Source organism: Pseudomonas syringae pv. tomato str. DC3000 (assembly GCF_000007805.1).
GTDB lineage: Bacteria > Pseudomonadota > Gammaproteobacteria > Pseudomonadales > Pseudomonadaceae > Aquipseudomonas > Aquipseudomonas avellanae.
In genome coordinates this window covers 3,739,682-3,757,057 of sequence record NC_004578.1, presented here as the reverse complement: position 1 = coordinate 3,757,057, position 17,376 = coordinate 3,739,682, and the positions used below count along the sequence as shown (strand labels likewise).

Genomic DNA, 17,376 nt, shown 5'->3' with positions numbered 1-17,376 from the left:
GCAATCATGACGCGTGAATCGGTGGGCAGTCATCGTACAACTTGATTCGCTGCTGACGCAACTGCCAGACAGCGTTTAGCCTTTATGTCGCCACTGCTGTTTATAGCGCATCGGTGATTGTGTGTGGAAACGATCGGCCCCTCAATCTAAGCGTGTCTTCATGACCCTTTGAGGTGCTGCAGCGCATCCAGCACCTGGCGCAGCGCGTTGTTGACCGGCTTGTCCTGCCGTAACGCAATGCCCAGCGTACGGCTCAGCCCCGGTGCCAGAGCCTGAACATACAAGCCGCGCCGATGGTGCGGCGCGGCAACGGCCATGCGCGGCACGATGCTGTAGCCCAGCCCCGCAGCGACCATTTCCTTGATTGCCTCGATGCTGCCCAGTTCCATCACCGGCTTGATGCGAATCCCGGCCTGCGAGAACCACTCATTGATTAGCAGGCGCGTGCTGCTCCCGGCCTCGAACACCACCAGCGGCAGTTCGCTGAGGTGCTCGGGCGTCATGTCCACGGGCATCGGTTGCTGGCTGTTGGCGAAAATCGCCACGAAGGCGTCTTCAAGCAATGGCTTGATGTGCAAGCTGCGGCCGCCGGCGGGCAGGGTGACCAGCGCAAGGTCAAGGCGGTTTTCTTCTACGGCCTTGATAATGCTGTCGGTGTTGCCGGTGCTGACCCGCACCTCCAGCTCGGGAAAGCGCCGACGCAGCGCTTGCAACATGGGCGGCAGCAGATGAATGCAGGCCGTCGCGCCGGTGCCGATGGCCACTTGCCCGGCAACACCGCTGGCGTGACTGGACAGCTCCAGCAGGGCGTCCTCGACCACGGCGTCAATGCGCGCGATATGTTCCAGCAGTGTGTTGCCCGCCGAGGTGGGCTTGAGGCGTTTACCCACGCGCTCGATCAGTTTCAGGTTCAAGCGGGTTTCCAGCTGGCGCACCTGCAGACTGACCGCTGGTTGGGTCAGGTGCAGGTGCTCTGCGGCTGCGGAAAAGCTGCCATGCGCGACGACCAGCGAGAACGTGTGCAGGTGATTGAGGTTGAGTCGTTGCATGGCAAAGTATTTCTTATGCTGTGGATGATAAATCATAGCTTTTTTAATGTTATTGCGAGCGGCATGATTGCAGTCATCTACTGACGTCTGCACAAGAGCCCCGCCATGACCCCGACCCTAACCCTGCGAGATGCTCGCGACGATGATATGCCTGCCGTCCAGGCGATTTATGCAGACCACGTTCTGCACGGCATTTCCAGTTTCGAGCTGGAACCGCCCACGCTCGCCGAACTGCTTGAGCGTCGTTCACAGGTACTTGCCAAAGGTCTGCCGTATCTGGTCGCCGAGCGCGCAAAGGAAGTGGTCGGCTATGGCTACGTCACTCCGTATCGGCCTCGTGCGGCCTATCGCTTTACCGTGGAAGATTCGGTGTATGTACGCGACGGCATGGGCGGGCTGGGCATCGGTCAGGCACTGCTGAGCGAGCTGATAAAACGTTGCGAGACAGGCGGCTGGCGGCAGATGATCGCGGTGATCGGCAACAGTGAAAACATCGCCTCGTTGCGTTTGCACGAACGCTTGGGGTTTGGTCGGGTCGGCGTCTTTGAATCTGTAGGGTTCAAGCACGGCCGCTGGGTAGACACGGTGCTCATGCAGCGAGCGCTGGGCGACGGCTCGGCCAGCGCGCCAGCCGACCTGGCCTGACGGCTGTGGGCCGCGCGGGCTTGTCAAGGTTTATGCCTGGGTGGCGCTGTGGGGCATCGGGCAGACCTGCGCACGGCTGGTGCAGGCGTTGCTGGCCCGGTCGGTGTGTGCGCTGCGCCTGAATGTCTGGGTCGCAATGGGGCTGGTGCTGTGTTTTGCCCTGGCGTTCCTTGCCAATGGGCAACCCTTGCTGGCCTGCCTGTTTGTCTTTGGTTATGGCGCCATGAACGGGCTGGCCACGCTGCTGCGGGCCAGTCTGCCGTTTGCGCTGTTTGGCCCTCGACACTATGCACGCCTGCAGGGCCGGCTGCTGGCGCCCGGCTTTCTGCTGTCTGCCGCCGCGCCATGGTTTTTCGCCTGGGTACGGGAACGTTACGCTGATCGCGGGCTGTTGGGGCTGTCGTTGAGCCTCAGTGTGGTGCTGGTGATAGTTGCACTGTTGCTCCAGCGCTATTGTGAAAAATCCAGAAATTGTCCGACAATCAAGGTTCAATAGCGTTGCCAGCGGCGGCCCGAATGGTTAGGGTACGCGGCTGTTCAAGAAGGAGCCTGATATGACCCGGTACGAACCCACGGAAACGGGTACGCCAGTCACCCGACAGCGACGCGCGCCCAAGGGCGAGAAGCGTCGCGAAGAATTGCTCGATGCCGCGTTGCAGGTGTTTTCCCTTGAGGGTTATACCGGCGCATCGGTGGCCAAAGTGGCGGCGATCGTCGGTATTTCGGTGGCGGGGCTGCTGCATCACTTTCCCAGCAAGATCTCGCTGTTGATGGGTGTGCTGGAGCGGCGTGATGAGGTCAATGGCCGGATTGCCGCCCAAGTGCGTACCGACAACACCTTGACCGGTCTGCTCGGTGGCCTGCGCGCGATCAATCGCTCCAATGCCACGGCGCCTGGTGTGGTGCGTGCCTTTTCGATTCTCAACGCCGAAAGCCTGGTCGACAGCCAGCCCGCGTATGAATGGTTTCAGACGCGCTATGAGCGCATTCATGCGCACTTGCTCGGGCAGTTTTCAGGTTTGGTGGAGCGGGGAGAAGTGCGGGCGGATGTGGATCTGGACAAGGTGGTCCAGCAGCTTCTGGCCATGATGGATGGCTTGCAGATTCAGTGGTTACGCTTTCCCGATCAGGTCGATCTGATCGAATGTTTCGATGCCTACATTGCGCAGGTCGATGCAACGGTAAGGGCTCGTCCCTGAGCCTTTGTCTTTCCGTGTTTCAATCATTCAGCGCGAGGCTTACTCGACAGTCTGCTGGAACACACCACCGGTCTTGACCGGTGGCTTCTCGACCAGCACCGAGTTCAGCGCCGAACGTGGCAGCGGGTTGCTGGTAGTGGTCGACAGTTCCTGGCGGAACGAGTTGACCAGCTTGGCGTTCAGGCGAATGTCCTGCGACGAGCCACCCAGCGACAGGTTGAAGGTGTCGGCGTCAACCACCCACTGGTTGGTTTTCACGTCGAAGTAGGCCAGCGAGCGGTCATTGAGCTCGATGGTCACGCGCTTGCTTTCACCCGGCTTGAGGAACACCTTCTTGTAGCCTTTGAGTTCCTTGATCGGACGCTCGACTTTCGGGTTCTGCTGGCCAACGTACAGCTGTGCAACTTCCGAACCGCCGACCTTGCCGGTGTTGGTCAGGTCGAAGGACACCTTGATCGGCGTATTGCCCACCGCGACGCCTGGCGTGACTTTGATGTTGCTGTAGCCGAACGTGGTGTACGACAGGCCGTAACCGAACGGGTAAAGCGGCTTGATGCCTTTCTTCTCGTAACCGCGATAACCCAGCATCAGGTCATCCTTGTAATCCATTTCAGCCAGCGTGTTCTGGTTGTCGAATTTCGGGAAGGAGGCGTAGGCCGGGTTGTCTTCGATGTTGCGTTCGATACTGATCGGCAGCTTGCCCGACGGGTTGATCTTGCCGAACAGAATTTCGGCCAGGGCCTGACCACCGTTCTGACCCGGGTAGAAGGCGTGCAGCGCTACCGGAACCTGTTCGATCCAGTCGCTCATCTTCAGGCCGGTACCGCCATACATGGTCACCACGGTGTTCGGGTTGACCTTGGCGATGTTCTGGATCAGTTCGTTCTGGAACTCGGGCAGATCGAAGCTGTGGTCGAAACCTTCACCTTCGTATTCGTTGCTGTTACCCACTGCAACCACAACCGCGTCATAACCGGACAGGTCCTGAGGCGCGTTCAGCGAAGCGGAGCTCAACTGCACACCGACCAGACCACCCATGGTCGACAGGTACCCGGCGCGACGCGAGTACTCAAGCTTCACGTCGTAGGACTGGCCTGCTTCCAGATTGATCTTGGCGAACTCTGGAATGGTCGGCGGGATGCTGTTGCCCGGCAATGGCTTGCCGTCACCGTTGTCGATGATTTTCTTGCCGTTGACCCACAGGCGCACAGCGCCGTCGGCACGCACCTTGAACACCTGTTCGCCGCTCTGGGTCGGGGTGATCTTGCCGGTGTAGCGGATCGAGGTCGAAGACGTGTCACCGTTCAGCTCACCAGCGGTCGAGCCTTTGGTGGTGTACGGATCGGACGTTGAGGTGTTGCTCTCGAACGGCAGGTTCTTGTCGTTGGCCCAGTCCAGGTCAACGTGCTGCTCGGTACGGGTGACCGCTGCATCGCCAGACCAGTTGGTGTTGCTGAAGTATTCGACCTTCATGCCCTGAACACTGTTGCCAGCGGCGTCAGTGGTGTTCCAGGCAGAGGTGCTTGGGTCCAGCGACAGGCCATCGATGAACTCGACCTTGGCGTTGGGTGCCATTTGCTGCAGGCCGCTCAACTCGCTGACGTAATGGCTGGCCATGACATTGGCGCTACCGAAACCGGTCGGTGGTGCATATTTGGCCAGGGTGCCGACGACGGCGATTTTCTTGACCTTCTGCTTGTCCAGTGGCAACAGATCGCCCTGGTTTTTCAGCAGCACGATGCCTTCACGCGCAGCATTCAGAGCGACCTTGTTGCTGGTCGAGCTGTTCATGTTGTGGGTGGTCAGCGGTGCCTTGCTGTCGAACTTGTACAGGTAGATCTGCTTGAGGATGCGGCGCACCTTGTCATCGATGGTCGCAGCGCTCAGGTCACCGGCGTCCAGGTGCGGCTTGAGCACGGAGCTGTTCATCTGGTAGCCCATCATGTCCAGATCGGTACCGGCGCGGGCAGCTTCAAAGCCGTGCACCACAGCGTTGTAGTCGCTCTGCACGAAGCCTTTGTAGCCCCATTCCTTCTTCAGGATCTGGGCGATCAGGTGCTCGCTTTCGCAGGCGAAATCACCGTTCACTTTCTGGAAGGCGCACATCATCATCGCAACATTGCCGTTTTTCGACGACGACTCGAACGCAGGCAGCGACATTTCACGCAGTACGCGCTCGGGCATCTTCTGGTCAAGATTGAAACGGTTGCTTTCCTGGTCGTTGGCCGCGTAGTGCTTGGCGTTGGCCCACACACCACGGGACTGGATACCGTTGATGACACCCGGTGCCAGGCTGGCGCCCAGGAACGGATCTTCACCGGAAAGGTATTCGAATGCACGGCCGCCGTAAGGCATGCGGTACAGGTTTACACCTGGACCTGTGATGAACTGGTAGCCGCCGGTCGCAGTGTCATAACCCAGAGCACGGCCCAGGTCGATGGCGCGACGCGGGTTGAAGGTGGCTGCCAGGTTAGGGCCGGACGGATAGACCACGCCCTGATCGTTGCCTTCGCTGGTGTAACGCACGCCCACGCCGCCGTCAGCGCCGTGAATCTGCGGAACGCCGTAGTTGGTCAGCGGCTTCACATCCCAGCCGCCGGTGCCGCCGATGTAGGCCAGCTTTTCTTCCATGGTCATTTTCGCCAGGGTCTTTTGCGCGGCTTTTTCAGCGCGGTCTTCACGTCCCTGCTGCACAGTCGGATCAGCGGCGTGCACCTGAGAAACGGCCAGTGCCAGCAAGGCCAGCGCCGAGTGCGCGCCTATCATCTTTCGCTTGTTCATATTGCTCTCCAACATCATTTTAATTAACTGTTTGCCCACGCACTTGCACGGGCCTAACGCGTCGTTATTTACGCTGTAGTACTTAATATTTTCTTCAGGAAACAGTTGTCCGGCTTCGCCTGTTCCCGCCATTTTGCGGTCGCGAATGAAGACTGTTTAGTTACTATTTTCTGCGTTGTTTATTATGTTTTTCTGTTGCCAGAGTGCCACTATTTGGCTATTAAGTAGTGGCACTTTGAGTTCGTAAACCGATACAATTAAGTCGAAAACAGGGCATAAATGTCAAATAAAAGCGTATTTTTCTTTCATTTCGTGTTTTTTCTTTACAGTTGAGGAACTCTCGTTAAACCTACTGGTCGATGGGTTTAAGATTTTTCAGGACGAAGAAAGACAGCTCGCAAGTTGCAAGGCGTGCTGTGCGTTAATTCTTGCCCGGTCTTTATCCGAGTTCTGCGTGTTGCCGAATTCACCCTCTTTTCTTGTGGAGTTATTGTGATGAAATTTTCTGTAATCAGTGCAGGTGTCGTTCTGGGTCTTGCCCTTAGTGGTGCAGTAGTTGCTGCTGAATCGACCGATGACGATGCAACTTCCGGCGCGAGCGATTCGACCGTCATGACTCAGACCCAAGACACAAAAGCCGCGCAAGCTGCGCAAAAACAAAAGACCGAAACCACAAAAGGCGGTCGTCCACAGAACGCAACCCCTCAAAAGCAGTCAAATTGATCGTTTGAAGCCTTTGAGCACAGCGCTCTCCATGCGGAGAGTGCTGTAACATGTCCCTCCGAAGTAGCAAAATGCCCTCATTCATGCCGTCAGTTCCCGTCGATGTTTCCCGTCTCCTCATTCCGGATGCCGAACAGGTGTGCGCCTGGCTGATCGAAAATGCCGGTCTGAAGACGGCCGATCTGGAGCGCGCGCAACGGTTGCAGCAGGAGTCCGAAGGCACTGAGCTGCTCGGGCTGCTGACCCGGCTCGGCCTGGTGTCTGAATTTGAGCTGGCCCGCGCCTGGGCTGCGTTGTTGCAGGCACCGTTGTTGCTGGCTGACGCCGTGCCACCGCTGCTCGATCCATTGCCGCCGCTGACCGAACGCTTCATGCGCCACTATCAAGTGGTACCCGTGGGCTGGAGCGATCAGGGGCTTCAGGTGCTAAGCGCCAACCCCGGCACGCTGTACCCGTTTCAGGCCATCGCTTATGCCTGCGAAGTGCCGGTGCGCTTGTCCATCGGGCCGCGCAACGAGGTCGAAACCCTGATCGAGCGTTATTACGGGCAGGGCCGCTCAGCGATGGGCACCCTGATCGAGAACCTGGACGACGAGGGTGGTTCGCTGGAAGACATTGAACACCTCAAGGACCTGGCCTCCGAAGCGCCGGTCATTCGTCTGGTCAACCTGATTCTGCAACGCGCGGTCGAGCAGCGCGCTTCCGACATTCACATCGAGCCGTTTGAAAGCCAGTTGAAGGTGCGCTACCGAATCGACGGCGTACTGCATGAAGCCGAAGCGCCACCGTCCAGTTCGTCGGCGGCGGTCATTTCCCGTGTAAAGATCATGGCCCGGCTCGACATCGCCGAGCGCCGATTGCCGCAGGACGGCCGGATCATGCTGCGCATTCAGGGCAAGGAGCTGGACCTGCGGGTGTCCACCGTGCCCACCAGCTTTGGCGAATCGGTTGTGATGCGTCTGCTGGACCGGCAGACCATCAACTTCGATTTCCCGAGCCTGGGTTTCGATGGTGAACGGCTGGATGAATTTCTCGATGTGCTGGAGCGTCCGCACGGCATCCTGCTGGTCACCGGGCCGACGGGTTCAGGCAAGACCACCACTCTTTATACGGCGCTGTCACGGCTCAATACCGCCGAGCGCAAGATCATCACCGTTGAAGACCCGGTGGAGTATCAACTCGAAGGCATCAACCAGATTCAGGTCAAGCCCTCCATTGGCCTGGACTTCGCCGGGGCGCTGCGCTCCATCGTGCGTCAAGACCCGGACGTGATCATGATCGGTGAGATGCGCGACCTGGAAACCTGCCGCATCGCCATTCAGTCTTCGCTGACCGGTCACCTGGTGCTGTCGACCCTGCACACCAACAGCGCGGCGGCGAGTATTACCCGTCTGCTGGACATGGGCGTCGAAAGCTACCTGATCGCCTCGACCGTCAATGGCATTCTGGCTCAGCGACTGGTGCGACGACTGGACCCTGCCACCCGTGAAGCCTTCGATGCGCCGCCGGAGCTGATCGCCGAGCACGGGCTGGAGCGTTTTACCGACGAGCGCCCGATTCGCCTGTACCGACCGCGCGCCGATGCACCGGGCGGCGGTTATCGTGGGCGCAGCGCTATCACCGAGTTGTTGGTGATGAACGAAGAACTGCGCAGCCTGCTGATGCGTCACGCTGACGCGTCCACTCTGGAAGAAGCGGCTCGCCGAGGCGGTTTGCGCACCCTGCATGAAGAGGGCCTGCGCCAGGCAGTGGCCGGGGTGACATCACTGGAGGAAGTGCTGCGCGTGACCCGTGGTGATGGCACATGAGTTTATTCAAGTATCGCGCGCTGGACGCCCAGGGCGCAGCGCAGAACGGCACACTGGAGGCCCGGGATCAGGACGCTGCCATTGCCGCGCTGCAAAAGCGTGGCCTGATGGTCTTGCAGGTCGATGTCGCAGGGCTTGGCGGGCTGCGTCGCGTATTGGGCAGCGGCTTGCTGAACGGCGCGGCGCTGGTCAGCTTCACTCAACAACTCGCGACCCTGCTAGGTGCAGGGCAACCGTTGGAACGATCTCTTGGAATCTTGCTCAAACAGCCTGGACAACCGCAGACCAGGGCGCTGATCGAACGTATCCGCGAACAGGTCAAGGCCGGTAAACCGTTGTCCGTGGCGCTGGAAGAAGAGGGCAGTCAGTTTTCGCCTCTTTATATAAGCATGGTGCGTGCAGGCGAAGCCGGCGGCGCGCTGGAAAGCACCTTGCGTCAGTTGAGCGATTATCTGGAGCGCAGCCAGTTGCTGCGTGGTGAAGTGATCAACGCGCTGATCTACCCGGCCTTTCTGGTGGTCGGCGTACTCGGCTCGCTGGCCCTGCTGCTGGCCTACGTCGTGCCGCAGTTCGTGCCTATTTTCAAGGATCTTGGGGTGCCGATCCCGTTGATCACTGAGGTCATTCTCGACCTCGGACAGTTTCTCGGTGACTACGGCCTGGCGGTATTTGCCAGCCTGATCGCGCTGATCTGGGGCATGGCGATCCGCATGCGCGACCCGCAGCGGCGTGAGCGTCGCGACCGCCGCCTGTTGGGCATCCGGGTGATCGGCCCTTTGCTGCAGCGCATCGAAGCAGCGCGCTTGACCCGGACACTGGGCACCCTGCTGACCAATGGCGTGGCGCTACTGCAGGCATTGGTGATCGCTCGCCAGGTCTGTACCAACCGCGCCTTGCAGGCCCAGGTCGGGCAGGCGGCCGAGTCGGTCAAGGGCGGCGGCACGCTGGCCAGTGCGTTCGGCGCACAGCCTTTGCTGCCTGATCTGGCCCTGCAAATGATCGAAGTCGGCGAACAGGCCGGCGAACTGGACACCATGTTGCTCAAGGTCGCGGACGTATTCGACGTCGAGGCCAAGCGCGGTATCGACCGCATGCTGGCTGCGCTGGTGCCCGCGTTGACGGTGGTCATGGCAGGCATGGTCGCGGTGATCATGCTGGCCATCATGCTGCCGTTGATGAGCCTGACCAGCAATATCTGAATTCACGAACGAGGAAACCATCCCGATGACTTTTAGCCGTACACGCTTCAAACCCGCACGCCGACAGGGCGGTTTCACGCTGTTGGAAATGCTCGCGGTTATCGTATTGCTGGGCATTGTCGCGACCATCGTTGTGCGCCAGGTGGGCGGTAACGTTGACAAGGGCAAATACGGTGCAGGCAAGGCGCAACTCGCCAGCCTGGGCATGAAGGTCGAAAGCTACGCGCTGGATGTCGGTTCGCCACCCAAGACGCTGCAGCAGTTGACCGAAAAGCCAGGTAATGCGTCGAACTGGAATGGCCCTTATGCCAAGCCTTCGGACCTCAAAGACCCGTTCGGCCATGCGTTCGGTTATCGCTTTCCGGGCCAGCATGGCAGCTTCGACCTGATTTTCTACGGCCAGGACGGTCAGCCGGGTGGCGAAGGTTACAGCGCCGACCTGGGCAACTGGGAGTAAACAGCGGTATGAGAACGTCTGTCGCAAGCCGGGGTTTTACTCTCATGGAAATGCTGGTGGTGCTGGTGTTGATGAGCATCGCCGTCGGTCTGGTGGGTTTCGGTCTGCAACAGGGTTTGAGTACCGCCAGCGAACGGCGGGCGGTCGGTGACATGGTCGAAGCGCTGCGGGCCACCCGAGTGCGGGCGATTGTCACCGGTCAACCGGCGCGCACCGAATTCGACCTGCACAAGGCGACCTTCAAGGCGCCCGGCAAGCGTGAGATGCACTGGCCGCAGAGCTTGCGCGTGACGATGCAGACCTCGTCGGACCTCGGCTCTTCGGTGGAGTTTTACCCGGACGGCGGTTCCAGTGGTGGCAACGTGGTTGTCGCTGATGGCGATCGGCGCTGGCGCATTGATATTGGCTGGCTGACCGGTAGCGTCCAGATACGGTCGCTTTAATGAAAACATCGCAGTCGGGGTTCACCCTGCTGGAGATGCTGGCTGCATTGACCGTCATGGCGGTGTGCAGCGGTGTTCTGCTGGTTGCCTTCGGGCAGAGCGCGCGCTCCTTGCAACAGGTCTCGCGCAGTGACCGGCTCAGTCATGCGGCACGCACGATAATGGACCAGGAAAGCACAGGGCCGCTGGAAAACGGTACGCGTCAGGGCACGCTCGCCGGCATCGACTGGACGCTGGATATCCGTCAGCTGCCAGGTGCCAATGGCCAGACGAGGATGTTTCGCCTCGACCTGATGGTCAGTGAACATCAGCGCAAGGCGCAGTTCAGCACCCTTAAACTACGCGGCGCCGTCAGTGGCGCTGCGGGTGGGGCGGGGTCATGAGGCGCACCCAGCGTGGCTTCACGCTGCTGGAAGTGTTGTTGGTGATCAGCCTGCTGGGCGTGTTGCTGGTACTGGTTGCCGGCGCGCTGCTGGGGGCCAACCGCGCGGTGCTCAAGGCTGAGCGTTACACCGTGAACCTGGACAAGACCCGCGCCGCGCAGGCATTCCTGCGCAGCTCGATCAGCCAGGCGCTGCCGCTGGACACGTCCGCCGAAGATGACGTCAACAGCGGTTTTTTTGAAGGCTCGGCTCAGCAGTTGCGTTTTGTCGCCACGCTGCCGGGTGAGTTGGGCGGCGGCATTCAAGTGCACAGCCTTGAACTCAAAGGGCCGCAAGGTCATCGGGCGCTGCAGGTGTCCTTTGCTCAGGTTCAGTCCGGGGCAAATGGCGTGGCGCTCAAGCCGTGGGGCGAGCCTCAGGTATTGCTGCAAAACGTCGAGTCACTGACGTTCAGTTACCGGGGCCTTAACCCCAAGGGCAAGCCGACAGGCTGGGTGCCCGAATGGCCCTGGCCGAATCGTTTGCCGGGCGCTGTACGCATCGACATGCAGACCAGAGGGACGGTCAAGTGGGTTCCCGAAGTGGTGGCACTGCGTCTGGACCTGTCCGGTGGGGCGGGCGGCGAATGACGGCGTCGAATAAAAAGCAGCAGGGCGTTGCGTTGCTGGTGGTGCTTTGGGTGCTGGCGCTATTGAGCCTGTTGCTCGGCGGGCTGGCCGGTTGGGTGCAACTGGAAAGCCGACAGGCCCTCTGGTTGCGGCAAAACACTCAGGCGCTGCTGGCCGCCGAGGCTGGCATGAATATGGCTGTGCAGGGTTTGCTTGATCCTGCACAGCGCAAACGCTGGATTGCCGATGGGCGTCTGGTGTCGTTGCGCATGGATGACGCGCAGTTGGTGGTCAGCATCAGAAGTGAACGAGGCAAGCTGGACCTCAACAGCGCACCGGTCGCCGATATATCCCGCCTGTTGCAGGCCTGTGGCGCGACCAGAAATCAGGCCAGCGGTATCGCTCAGGTGCTGGAGGCTCAGCGCAATGGCGGTCAGTCGCCCTTGCGGGTGGTCGAGGAAGTACGCCAGTTGCCAGGCATGAATCAGGCGCTGTATGCCCGGTTATTGCCGGAAATTACATTATGGAGCGGGCTGGACCGGCCTGACCCTGCCTTCGCTTCGGCGTTGTTGCGCCGGGCCTTGAACCTGCCGAACCAGAGCGCGGTGGGGGCCGATCCCGGTGAGGTACTGGCCATCGATAGCCGCGCAGAACAACCGGGCGGTGTGATTGCCCTGTTACAAACTACTGTTTTATTGAGCCCATCGGAGGGAAGCGCACAGCCCTATAGGGTGTTGCGTTGGCAAGAATGAATTCATCAGTTTCTGCACGTCTGGCACCGGTGTACGCGTTACGCGAGCAGGTTGCCCGGCAGTGGCGTGGCAGTCCGGCGCAGCACGGTTGGCAATGGTGGGTCACGGAGCTTCGCGCCTGCTTGCCGCCACGCCTGAGTCGCTGGCTGGGCCGCGAAACCCTCGAACACGTCAGTGCCTGGCCGCTGGTCGAGCCGCTGCCCGCTGCATCGGGCGAAATGCGGCGCGTCTTGTTGTTGCCGGCTTCGGCTGTACTGGTGCAAACCCTGCAATTGCCAGCGGCCGCTGCGCGCAATCTGTCCACTGTGGTCGGCTATGAGCTGGACCGCTTTACCCCGTTCGACGCAGGCCAGTTGTATTTCGTTGCGCGTCAGGACAGCCGCAGCGCGAGCTTTGTGCAGGTCACGCTGGTGGCAATATTGCGCGAGCGGCTGGACGCGATACTCAGCGAATGTGCGGAGCGAGGTCTGCGTCCCGATGCGGTCGATGTCGGCAGCGAAGGGCAGCGCATGGGCATCGACCTGCTGCCGATGCCGCTGCGCCCGCAACAATCGCGGTCCGGTCATCGTTTGCAACGCTGGCTGGGCTGGCTTTGCGCCGCTCTGTTATTGACTGCCATGTTGCTGTGGCTCAATGACCGACAGAGCCTGCTCGATGACATGCAGGCCAGCGTGAAAGCGCAAAAGGCTCAGGTTGGCGAGATTCAGCAATTGCGCCAGCAATTGACCAACACGTTAGGCGCGGCCAATTACCTGCTGCGCCGCAAGGCCACGCAACCGCCGCTCTCGGCGCTGCTCAGCGAACTGACCGCCTGCCTGCCTTCGGACACCTGGATCGAGCATCTGGAAATCAGCGACAGCGCCGAGGTGGCTTTTTCAGGGCAGAGTGCCAAGGCCAGTGCGCTGATCGGCCGGGTCAAAGACTGCCGCAGTCTGGACAATGCGCAATTTCAGGGGGTGATCCAGCCCGACACCAAGACGGGCAAGGACCAGTACTCCCTGCGTGCGCACTTGCACCAGAACCTGCATCAGGAGAACGCCGATGCGCCGTCCACTGACTAGCCGTGAGCGGCGGGGCGCAGCCCTGATGATTCTGGCCCTGGTGCTGTGCCTGGCCTACTGGCTGTTTATCGACAGCTGGTTCGCCGGACCATTGCGTGACATCAGCGAACAGACCGAACAATTGCGCGAGCAACAGCAGCGCTATGCTGGCCTGTTGCAGCAGGGTGACTCATTGCGCGAGCAACTGGAGCAAGCACGCCGTGACCCGGCCAGCAGCACCAGCCTGTTGCCCGGCGAAGACCCGAGTGCCGTGGCGGCCGATCTGATGCAGCGTATTGCCGACCTGATCAGCAGCCAGGCCAGTACCGGTGGCGGCTGCGAGCTGACCCAGCGCATGCCGATCACCCCCGAGCAGGACAGCGCCGAGCCGTATCGTCAGGTCAAGGTCAGCCTGACCCTGAACTGCGCCATCGAACCGCTGACGGCCATCCTGCATGCGCTGGAGTACCAGCGCCCGTTTCTGTTCGTTGACGAGATGAGTATGCGTCGTGATGCCAATGCTCCCGCCACTGGCGCTGCCGGCAAACTGGTGGTGCACCTGTTGGTGCGTGGCTACCTGCAACCGGCCAGCGCCGGGGAGGGCGAGCAATGACCGGCTCTTTACGCCCGCTGGAGTGGTCGCTGCTGGCGCTGGCCGCGCTGCTGACGGGGCTCATCGCCCTGATTTTCAGCGGCGCTGCGCACTCGCCCGACTGGCTGCCCGAGCAGGCGCCGCGCAATCCGCTCGATCAGAAAGCCCAGGTGCACAGCGCGCCTTCGGCAACCCTGGACAGCCTGGCCAACACCTGGAAAACCCCCCTGTTCAGCCCTGATCGCAGCCCGGACGCGGCGGTGCGCAAGGCCGAGCAGGCCACCAGTCTGGCCGGCCTGACCCTCACCGGGGTGATCATGGACGGCTCGCTGCGTGTCGCATTGATCAAACAGGCCAGTGGTCCGGCGCTGAAAATTCGTCAGGGCGACCGTTTGCCCAATGGCTGGACGCTGGACCGCCTGGAGCCCACTCAGGCCACTTTCAAACTTGATGAGCGCACGCAAATCCTGCGTCTGCCTGCGCTGCGCCTGCCGCCGCCGTCGAGTACACCGCCGATTACCTTAACCAACGATTCCACCCTGTGATGGGTACCTTTTCTGGAGTTTCTGCCATCGCTACCTTGCGCACACCCTTGCTTTGCCTGGCCACCGCCGTCGCCCTTGGCGGCTGCGCGTCACAGCCAGACACACTCGACCCCGACAATGGCATGCTGCAGGAAGCGCTCCAGGGAACCGGTTCACAACGCCCGCCGGTAGACCCGCGCAGCGAACGACCGCCCGTCGAGCCTCCTTCACAGCAGACGGCGGCCTCGCCGCAGCGCCAGATCATCAAGGGCAATCAGCCTTTCATCCGCCAGCCCGCAGCGGCTCCGGCAGCGCGCCCGGCGGAGGCTGGCGACATTGTCTTCAACTTCACCAATCAGCCGATTCAGGCGGTGATCAACAGCATCATGGGCGACCTGCTGCACGAGAACTACAGCATTGCCCAAGGCGTGAAAGGCGATGTGAGCTTCTCAACCTCCAAGCCGGTCAACAAGCAGCAGGCGCTGTCGATTCTCGAGACGCTGTTGTCGTGGACCGACAACGCGATGATCAAGCAGGGCAATCGCTACGTGATCCTGCCCTCGAATCAGGCTGTGGCCGGCAAGCTGGTACCGGAAATGCCGGTGGCGCAACCGGCGGCGGGCATGTCGGCGCGGCTGTTTCCGCTGCGTTACATCTCGGCCACTGAAATGCAGAAGCTGCTCAAGCCGTTCGCGCGGGAAAACGCGTTCCTGCTGGTCGATCCGGCGCGTAACGTACTGAGCCTGGCGGGCACGCCCGAAGAACTGGCCAACTATCAGGACACTATCGACACGTTTGATGTGGACTGGCTCAAAGGCATGTCGGTCGGCGTATTTGGTCTGCAACGTGCCTCGGTTGGCGAACTGATGCCTGAGCTGCAGAAAATCTTCGGCCCGCAAAGCGGCATGCCGCTGGCGGGCATGGTGCGTTTTCTGCCGATCGAGCGGACCAATTCGGTGGTGGCGATTTCCTCGCAGCCCGAGTACCTGCGTGAAGTCGGCGAATGGATTCACACCATCGACGAAGGCGGCGGCAACGAGCCGCAGATGTACGTGTACGACGTACGCAACATGAAGGCCACCGACCTCGCCAAATACCTGCGACAGATCTATGGCACAGGTGCTATCAAGGATGATTCGCCCGCCAAGGTTGCGCCGGGCCTGCGCACCACCACGCTGTCGTCACTCAATTCCAGCGGCGGCAGTGGCTCTGGCGGCATGAGCAGCTCCAGTGGCCTGGGCGGCAATAGCAGCGGCATGAGCAACGGCATGAGCAACGGCGGTGGCTTTGGCAACAGCCAGGGCATGAACAACAGCCAGAACAGCGCCGACAGCGAATCCGAAGGCGACGATCAGAGCGGCAGCGAAGCGGATTCTTCCAGTCAGGACGACAGCGGGTCGAACGCCGGCAGCAAGTCGCTGGATGCCAGCACCCGCATCACCGCACAGAAGAGCAGCAACCAGTTGCTGGTGCGCACGCGTCCGGCGCAGTGGAAAGAGATCGAATCAGCGATCAAGCGCCTCGACAATCCGCCGCTGCAAGTGCAGATAGAGACGCGAATTCTGGAGGTCAAACTCACCGGCGAACTGGACATGGGGGTGCAATGGTACTTGGGCCGTCTGGCCGGTAACTCGGGCACCACCGGCAATGTCACCAACACCCCTGGCAGCCAGGGTTCGCTTGGCACTGGCGGCGCAGCGCTGGCCGCCACCGACTCGTTTTTCTATTCGTTTGTCAGCAATAATCTGCAGGTCGCTCTGCGTGCACTGGAAACCAACGGTCGTACTCAGGTGCTGTCGGCACCGTCGCTGGTGGTCATGAACAACCAGCAGGCGCAGATTCAGGTGGGTGACAACATCCCTATCAGCCAGACCTCAATCAACACCAACACGGCTACCAACACCACGTTGAGCAGCGTCGAATACGTGCAGACCGGTGTCATTCTCGACGTCGTGCCGCGCATCAATCCGGGCGGCCTGGTGTACATGGATATTCAGCAACAGGTGAGCGATGCTGACACCGGCACTGCCTCCACTGACCTGAACGGCAATCCGCGTATTTCGACCCGTTCAGTGTCGACGCAAGTCGCCGCGCAGAGTGGTCAGACGGTGCTGTTGGGCGGGTTGATCAAGCAGGATAATTCCGAGACGGTCAGCGCGGTGCCTTATCTGGGGCGTATTCCAGGCTTGAAATGGTTGTTCGGCAACTCCAGCAAATCCAAGGACCGCACCGAGCTGATCGTGCTGATCACGCCGCGAGTCATCACCAGCAGCAGTCAGGCGCGTCAGGTGACCGATGATTACCGTCAACAGATGCAGTTGCTCAAACCCGAGGTTTCACGGACCAGCATGCAGAACTGAAGCGGTGTCAGTTTCTGCCGCGACGTCCACTCACGACGCTGTCCACAGGCAGCGTCCAACAGAGGTCATGAACCGATGCTGAAGTTTTTCGCTGCCTTGTTGTTTGCCGTCGCCACAATGGCGCAGGCGCAGGACAACACCTTGCATACCGACCTGCCGCTGGACTACCTGGCGCAGGCCAATGTCGAAACGCCAGACCGGCCGCTGGTGATTTTCATTCATGGCTATGGCAGTAATGCGGCTGATCTGTTCGGGCTCAAGGAACATTTGCCTGCGGGCTTCAACTACCTGTCGGTGCAGGCTCCGGTGGAGTTGCAGGCAGACAGCTACAAGTGGTTTACCCAGAAGAAAGGCGGTACCGATTACGATGGCGTGACCGAAGACCTGAAAAGCAGCGGTAAGCGACTGACCGATTTCATCACCCAGGCCACCGAGAAATTCCGCACGCAGCCAGGCAAGGTGTTTCTGGTCGGGTTCAGCCAGGGCGCCATGATGAGCTACGAAGTCGCTTTGCGTCAGCCGACGCTGGTCGGTGGCTTTGCGGCGTTGAGCGGGCGGTTGTTGCCGGTGGTTAAATCCGAAGTTAACGCGTCTGATGACCTCAAGGCGCTGAAGGTTTTCATCGGTCACGGCGTGCAGGATCGCCAGGTGGCCTACGCCAGCGGCCCGCAAGCCGAAGCAACCCTCAAGTCGCTCGGCCTGACGCCGCAGTTTCATGGGTATGAAGGCCTGGGGCACAGCATCAACGAGGCTGAAGTGGTGGACCTGGCGAACTGGCTGCAGCAGTCAAGTCGGTAGCGGATACGCGCGTCG

Annotated in this window: 17 protein-coding genes and 1 pseudogene; 16 read left to right on the top strand and 2 right to left on the bottom strand. The window is 60.6% G+C overall.

The window, feature by feature from the left end; all coding sequences use genetic code 11:
- Positions 1-158: 158 nt before the first annotated feature.
- The gene (locus PSPTO_RS17180; protein ID WP_011104496.1) at positions 159-1,049 is read right to left on the bottom strand and encodes a LysR family transcriptional regulator; all 891 of its coding nucleotides are present in this window, start codon (positions 1,047-1,049) and stop codon (positions 159-161) included.
- 105 nt (positions 1,050-1,154) lie between these two features.
- On the opposite strand from PSPTO_RS17180, the gene PSPTO_RS17175 reads away from it, so the two are divergent.
- The 3 genes and pseudogenes from PSPTO_RS17175 to PSPTO_RS17165 all read left to right on the top strand — a co-directional run bounded on the left by PSPTO_RS17175 (position 1,155) and on the right by PSPTO_RS17165 (position 2,893).
- Positions 1,155-1,694: a GNAT family N-acetyltransferase gene (locus tag PSPTO_RS17175; RefSeq protein WP_011104495.1), complete on the top strand. Its 540-nt coding sequence runs from the start codon at positions 1,155-1,157 to the stop codon at positions 1,692-1,694.
- A gap of 37 nt (positions 1,695-1,731) precedes the next feature.
- A pseudogene (locus tag PSPTO_RS17170) lies at positions 1,732-2,190 on the top strand (hypothetical protein); the annotation flags it as partial.
- A gap of 58 nt (positions 2,191-2,248) precedes the next feature.
- Positions 2,249-2,893, top strand: a complete 645-nt coding sequence (locus tag PSPTO_RS17165; protein WP_005767352.1) for a TetR/AcrR family transcriptional regulator — start codon at positions 2,249-2,251, stop codon at positions 2,891-2,893.
- 39 nt (positions 2,894-2,932) lie between these two features.
- Here the strand turns inward: PSPTO_RS17165 and PSPTO_RS17160 are convergent, their stop codons facing one another.
- Positions 2,933-5,674, bottom strand: coding sequence for a beta-glucosidase (locus tag PSPTO_RS17160; RefSeq protein ID WP_005767351.1), 2,742 nt, complete (start codon positions 5,672-5,674; stop codon positions 2,933-2,935).
- Between the two features lie 495 nt (positions 5,675-6,169).
- Here PSPTO_RS17160 and PSPTO_RS17155 point away from each other — a divergent pair, with 495 nt between their 5' ends.
- From PSPTO_RS17155 to PSPTO_RS17095, 13 genes are all read left to right on the top strand, one after another.
- A complete protein-coding gene (locus tag PSPTO_RS17155) occupies positions 6,170-6,397 on the top strand; it encodes a hypothetical protein (RefSeq protein ID WP_005767349.1) in 228 nt (75 codons plus the stop codon).
- 83 nt (positions 6,398-6,480) lie between these two features.
- On the top strand, positions 6,481-8,205 hold the full coding sequence (gspE, locus tag PSPTO_RS17150; RefSeq protein ID WP_024666356.1) for a type II secretion system ATPase GspE: 1,725 nt from the start codon (positions 6,481-6,483) through the stop codon (positions 8,203-8,205).
- Positions 8,202-9,404: a type II secretion system inner membrane protein GspF gene (gene gspF, locus PSPTO_RS17145; RefSeq protein ID WP_005767347.1), complete on the top strand. Its 1,203-nt coding sequence runs from the start codon at positions 8,202-8,204 to the stop codon at positions 9,402-9,404. The genes gspE and gspF overlap by 4 nt, the downstream gene beginning before the upstream one ends.
- A 25-nt stretch (positions 9,405-9,429) precedes the next feature.
- The gene (gene gspG, locus PSPTO_RS17140; RefSeq protein ID WP_005618920.1) at positions 9,430-9,861 is read left to right on the top strand and encodes a type II secretion system major pseudopilin GspG; all 432 of its coding nucleotides are present in this window, start codon (positions 9,430-9,432) and stop codon (positions 9,859-9,861) included.
- Between the two features lie 8 nt (positions 9,862-9,869).
- Positions 9,870-10,304, top strand: coding sequence for a prepilin-type N-terminal cleavage/methylation domain-containing protein (locus tag PSPTO_RS17135; RefSeq protein WP_007246056.1), 435 nt, complete (start codon positions 9,870-9,872; stop codon positions 10,302-10,304).
- The gene (locus PSPTO_RS17130; protein WP_011104494.1) at positions 10,304-10,687 is read left to right on the top strand and encodes a type II secretion system protein; all 384 of its coding nucleotides are present in this window, start codon (positions 10,304-10,306) and stop codon (positions 10,685-10,687) included. Before PSPTO_RS17135 ends, PSPTO_RS17130 begins: the two co-directional genes overlap by 1 nt.
- Positions 10,684-11,316 carry a prepilin-type N-terminal cleavage/methylation domain-containing protein gene (locus PSPTO_RS17125; RefSeq protein ID WP_011104493.1) on the top strand — a complete coding sequence of 211 codons (633 nt, stop codon included), beginning with the start codon at positions 10,684-10,686 and terminating at the stop codon, positions 11,314-11,316. Before PSPTO_RS17130 ends, PSPTO_RS17125 begins: the two co-directional genes overlap by 4 nt.
- On the top strand, positions 11,313-12,047 hold the full coding sequence (locus tag PSPTO_RS17120; protein ID WP_007246058.1) for a general secretion pathway protein GspK: 735 nt from the start codon (positions 11,313-11,315) through the stop codon (positions 12,045-12,047). Before PSPTO_RS17125 ends, PSPTO_RS17120 begins: the two co-directional genes overlap by 4 nt.
- Positions 12,044-13,108 (top strand): type II secretion system protein GspL, encoded by a 1,065-nt coding sequence (locus tag PSPTO_RS17115; RefSeq protein ID WP_011104492.1) that lies wholly within the window; start codon positions 12,044-12,046, stop codon positions 13,106-13,108. Before PSPTO_RS17120 ends, PSPTO_RS17115 begins: the two co-directional genes overlap by 4 nt.
- Positions 13,089-13,700, top strand: a complete 612-nt coding sequence (gspM, locus tag PSPTO_RS17110) for a type II secretion system protein GspM (protein ID WP_003381177.1) — start codon at positions 13,089-13,091, stop codon at positions 13,698-13,700. The genes PSPTO_RS17115 and gspM overlap by 20 nt, the downstream gene beginning before the upstream one ends.
- Complete coding sequence (locus tag PSPTO_RS17105) at positions 13,697-14,224, top strand: general secretion pathway protein GspN (RefSeq protein ID WP_007246060.1); 528 nt, start codon at positions 13,697-13,699, stop codon at positions 14,222-14,224. The genes gspM and PSPTO_RS17105 overlap by 4 nt, the downstream gene beginning before the upstream one ends.
- Positions 14,224-16,563, top strand: coding sequence for a type II secretion system secretin GspD (gspD, locus tag PSPTO_RS17100; RefSeq protein WP_046463321.1), 2,340 nt, complete (start codon positions 14,224-14,226; stop codon positions 16,561-16,563). Before PSPTO_RS17105 ends, gspD begins: the two co-directional genes overlap by 1 nt.
- Positions 16,564-16,638: 75 nt before the next feature.
- Complete coding sequence (locus PSPTO_RS17095) at positions 16,639-17,361, top strand: alpha/beta hydrolase (RefSeq protein WP_011104490.1); 723 nt, start codon at positions 16,639-16,641, stop codon at positions 17,359-17,361.
- Positions 17,362-17,376 lie beyond the last annotated feature (15 nt).

Bases quoted from the DNA above. Each gene is read 5' to 3' on its own strand.
- PSPTO_RS17125 (WP_011104493.1), top strand. From the start codon at position 10,684: ATGAGGCGCACCCAGCGTGGCTTCACGCTGCTGGAAGTGTTGTTGGTG.
- PSPTO_RS17115 (WP_011104492.1), top strand. From the start codon at position 12,044: ATGAATTCATCAGTTTCTGCACGTCTGGCACCGGTGTACGCGTTACGC.
- PSPTO_RS17165 (WP_005767352.1), top strand. From the start codon at position 2,249: ATGACCCGGTACGAACCCACGGAAACGGGTACGCCAGTCACCCGACAG.
- gspE (WP_024666356.1), top strand. From the start codon at position 6,481: ATGCCGTCAGTTCCCGTCGATGTTTCCCGTCTCCTCATTCCGGATGCC.
- PSPTO_RS17095 (WP_011104490.1), top strand. From the start codon at position 16,639: ATGCTGAAGTTTTTCGCTGCCTTGTTGTTTGCCGTCGCCACAATGGCG.
- PSPTO_RS17175 (WP_011104495.1), top strand. From the start codon at position 1,155: ATGACCCCGACCCTAACCCTGCGAGATGCTCGCGACGATGATATGCCT.
- PSPTO_RS17120 (WP_007246058.1), top strand. From the start codon at position 11,313: ATGACGGCGTCGAATAAAAAGCAGCAGGGCGTTGCGTTGCTGGTGGTG.
- PSPTO_RS17135 (WP_007246056.1), top strand. From the start codon at position 9,870: ATGAGAACGTCTGTCGCAAGCCGGGGTTTTACTCTCATGGAAATGCTG.
- gspG (WP_005618920.1), top strand. From the start codon at position 9,430: ATGACTTTTAGCCGTACACGCTTCAAACCCGCACGCCGACAGGGCGGT.
- PSPTO_RS17180 (WP_011104496.1), bottom strand. From the start codon at position 1,049: ATGCAACGACTCAACCTCAATCACCTGCACACGTTCTCGCTGGTCGTC.
- gspF (WP_005767347.1), top strand. From the start codon at position 8,202: ATGAGTTTATTCAAGTATCGCGCGCTGGACGCCCAGGGCGCAGCGCAG.
- gspM (WP_003381177.1), top strand. From the start codon at position 13,089: ATGCGCCGTCCACTGACTAGCCGTGAGCGGCGGGGCGCAGCCCTGATG.
- gspD (WP_046463321.1), top strand. From the start codon at position 14,224: ATGGGTACCTTTTCTGGAGTTTCTGCCATCGCTACCTTGCGCACACCC.
- PSPTO_RS17130 (WP_011104494.1), top strand. From the start codon at position 10,304: ATGAAAACATCGCAGTCGGGGTTCACCCTGCTGGAGATGCTGGCTGCA.
- PSPTO_RS17105 (WP_007246060.1), top strand. From the start codon at position 13,697: ATGACCGGCTCTTTACGCCCGCTGGAGTGGTCGCTGCTGGCGCTGGCC.
- PSPTO_RS17160 (WP_005767351.1), bottom strand. From the start codon at position 5,674: ATGAACAAGCGAAAGATGATAGGCGCGCACTCGGCGCTGGCCTTGCTG.
- PSPTO_RS17155 (WP_005767349.1), top strand. From the start codon at position 6,170: ATGAAATTTTCTGTAATCAGTGCAGGTGTCGTTCTGGGTCTTGCCCTT.